Raw genomic sequence first — 2,768 nt, 5'->3', positions numbered from 1 at the left:
GTATGGCTCATATTGATGCGGAACACATCGGCGCCCGCTTCGAACAGTTTCTTCAGCATCTCCTCCGAGGAGGAGGCAGGACCGATGGTGGCTAGGATCTTGACCTTGCGGCTACGTCTCATTGACTGTTTGTTCCCGGGGTGGCTGGAGCGCCTCCCGTTGTGGACTCATCGGTCAGCTGGACCATCCAGCTTGCCTGTTCGCCCGTGTCATATTCCTGGAATCCGGCGCGCTGAAAGCCCCGGGCGACGCAGTCGGTTACGCCTGCGATCTTGAACTCTTTTTCAGCCACGCACATGTTGATCGGGCCGTCCCAGCGTCCACCGCGTTCGGCGTCTTCTGCATAAAGATAGTAAAACCTTGATGACAGCGGCCCTTCGATCAGCGTCTTGCAGCTCGATCCCTCGATGTGCCACCAGCCTTCAGTGATCCAGCCGGCCTTGGCGCGATAGCCGATGCCGACACCAACCAGGTTCTGCGTGGCGTTGCAGACGCGGAAATCGGCACGCGCCGGCGAAGCCACGACCATGGCCGGCAGGCCGATGGCAAGAGTGAGGAGCGGCATGGCAAAGGCAGAGCGCATGCGCTGCCCGCCGGCGGAACTCATCCGAAAACCCCTCAAAAACCACATCAGCATCTCTCTGCGCCCCTTTTCGGAAAAGTCCGGGCGCATGTCAACGCACCGTTTTGTCCAATTCCAATCGATTTAGAAAGGCTCCGGCGCACAATTCGCCGACTTGTGCCAGATTTCCCGGGAAACCTTGGCCAAACAACGGCATTGCGCAAGCGTCGTCTTCGTGGAATGACGATAGCATCCTCCCCGGAAGCCAGCGAACAGACCATTTCCCGCCAATGACCCGATCCACAGTTTTCGCGCCTTTCGACATCATCGAGGGCGACCGCAAGCGAGGCATCGTGCTGTTGGGCGATCATGCCCGTCGCGACCTGCCCGACGACTATGGCAGCCTCGGCCTGCCCTCAGCGGAGTTCGACCGCCACATCGCCTATGACATCGGCGTCGAGGGCGTGACGCGCGAACTGGCTGCCCTGCTGGGCGTGCCAGCGGTGCTCGCCAATTTTTCGCGGCTGCTGATCGATCCCAATCGCGGCGAAGACGACCCGACGCTCATTCGCCAGCTTTATGACGGCACGGTCGTACCTGGGAACTACCCCATCGCTGCCGAGGAGCGCGAGAGGCGGCTCGACGGGTTCTACCGGCCCTATCACGACGCCGTCAGCGCCATGATCGCCTCGGTCGCACAGGCTTCCGCCCAGGCGCCCTTCATCTTCTCGGTGCATTCCTTCACCCCGGCCATGCAAGGAATCCAGCGTCCTTGGCACGTCGGCATCCTGTGGGACCTCGACGACCGCGTGGCGCGGCCGTTGATAGACATGCTGGCGCAGGACAGGAACCTCGTCGTCGGCGACAACGAACCCTATGACGGCGCGCTGCGCGGCGACACCATGTACAAGCACGCCATCGTCAACGGCTTCGCCCATGCGCTGATCGAGATCCGACAGGATTTGATATCGGACCAGAAGGGCGCGCTCGCCTGGGCCGAACGGCTGGCGCCGATCGTTGACGCCATCGACCGCCGTCCCGATATACATGTGGTGAAGATGTTCGGCTCGCGCACCGGGCCGCTATGACGGAGGTTTCGATGACCGAACTCAGCGACGAGCAGCAACGCGATTTCGAGGCGGCCGCCTTCCGCCGGCTGGTCGAGCATCTGCGCGAACGCAACGACGTGCAGAACATCGACCTGATGAACCTCGCCGGCTTCTGCCGCAACTGCCTGTCGAACTGGTATCGCGAGGCGGCCAATGCCGAGGGCGTCGGTCTCACCAAGGATCAGTCGCGCGAGATCGTCTACGGCATGCCTTATGCGCAATGGCAGGCGCTCAACCAGACCGAGGCCTCCGACGCCAAGAAGGCCGAATTCGAGGCAAGGCGCCACAAGGACCATTAAGGCCGGCGATCACTCAAGGCTGTGTTTGGCTCAAAAAATGCTTCCCGAAAGAGCCTTGACTGAAAATTGAATCGATCTAATTTGCCGCGCGAAGCCATTTCTTGCGGGATTCGCCTCATGAACGCGTCAACTGCCAAGCTGACTGCCATTCGCGGCCGATGGGCGCTCGCGGCCATTTTCCTCGCCAACGGCTTCCTGACGGGCAGCTGGGCGCCGCAGATTCCGGTGTTCCTGACCCGGCTGGAGATTTCGAAGTTCACGCTCGGTCTGCTGATTCTGTTGTTTGGGGTCGGCGCCGTCGTCGCGATGACCTGGTGTGGCCATTTGATCTCCAGACATGGTTCGCGCACCGTACTGCGTTGGTTCGCCCTGTGCGGCAGCCTCGGTCTCATGGTCGTGGCGCTGGCGCCCGACGTACCCTTGGCGGCCGTTGCCATGATCATCTTCGGCGGCTCGATCGGTGGCATGGACGTTGCGATGAATGCCAACGCCGTGGTGGTCGAACGGCGGCTCTCCCGCGCCGTCATGTCGTCTTCGCACGGCTTCTGGAGTCTCGGCGGTTTTGCCGGTGGCGGCCTCGGCGGCTTTGCCATCCAGCATTACGGCCACCTCGTCCACGCGGCGGCAGTAACGGCGTTTGCCTTCGCGGTGATCGCGGTGGCCGTTCGCTATCTCCTCGCCGAAGACAGACCGCAGGCGGCCGAGCACCACAAATTCGCACTGCCGGCAAACCCGCTGGTTTATCTGATCGGGCTGATGGCGTTACTGGCGATGATCTCCGAGGGCGCGGTGCTCGAC

Annotated in this window: 5 protein-coding genes; 3 read left to right on the top strand and 2 right to left on the bottom strand. The window is 62.0% G+C overall.

From position 1 onward, the window contains the following. Together ENZ74_RS27970 and ENZ74_RS27965 are read right to left on the bottom strand one after the other, a co-directional pair. A partial coding sequence (locus ENZ74_RS27970) for a pyruvate kinase (RefSeq protein ID WP_164761261.1) occupies nt 1-122 on the bottom strand: 122 nt, incomplete at its 3' end. Beyond that, entirely contained in the window at nt 119-607 is a 489-nt protein-coding gene (locus ENZ74_RS27965) for a DUF1036 domain-containing protein (protein ID WP_063169175.1), read from the bottom strand. The genes ENZ74_RS27970 and ENZ74_RS27965, both read right to left, overlap by 4 nt. A gap of 245 nt (nt 608-852) precedes the next feature. Between ENZ74_RS27965 and ENZ74_RS27960 the strand changes: the two genes are divergently transcribed. From ENZ74_RS27960 to ENZ74_RS27950, 3 genes are all read left to right on the top strand, one after another. Continuing rightward, nucleotides 853-1,650 carry an N-formylglutamate amidohydrolase gene (locus ENZ74_RS27960; RefSeq protein WP_024502956.1) on the top strand — a complete coding sequence of 266 codons (798 nt, stop codon included), beginning with the start codon at nt 853-855 and terminating at the stop codon, nt 1,648-1,650. 11 nt (nt 1,651-1,661) lie between these two features. Next, nucleotides 1,662-1,970 carry a DUF1244 domain-containing protein gene (locus ENZ74_RS27955; protein WP_063170352.1) on the top strand — a complete coding sequence of 103 codons (309 nt, stop codon included), beginning with the start codon at nt 1,662-1,664 and terminating at the stop codon, nt 1,968-1,970. Between the two features lie 117 nt (nt 1,971-2,087). Beyond that, nucleotides 2,088-2,768, top strand: a 681-nt coding sequence (locus ENZ74_RS27950; RefSeq protein WP_164761262.1) for an MFS transporter, incomplete at its 3' end; no start/stop codon positions are given.

Source organism: Mesorhizobium sp. M7A.F.Ca.CA.002.15.2.1, from assembly GCF_003998715.1.
Lineage (GTDB): Bacteria > Pseudomonadota > Alphaproteobacteria > Rhizobiales > Rhizobiaceae > Mesorhizobium > Mesorhizobium ciceri.
This window is presented reverse-complemented; position numbering and strand designations above follow the sequence as displayed.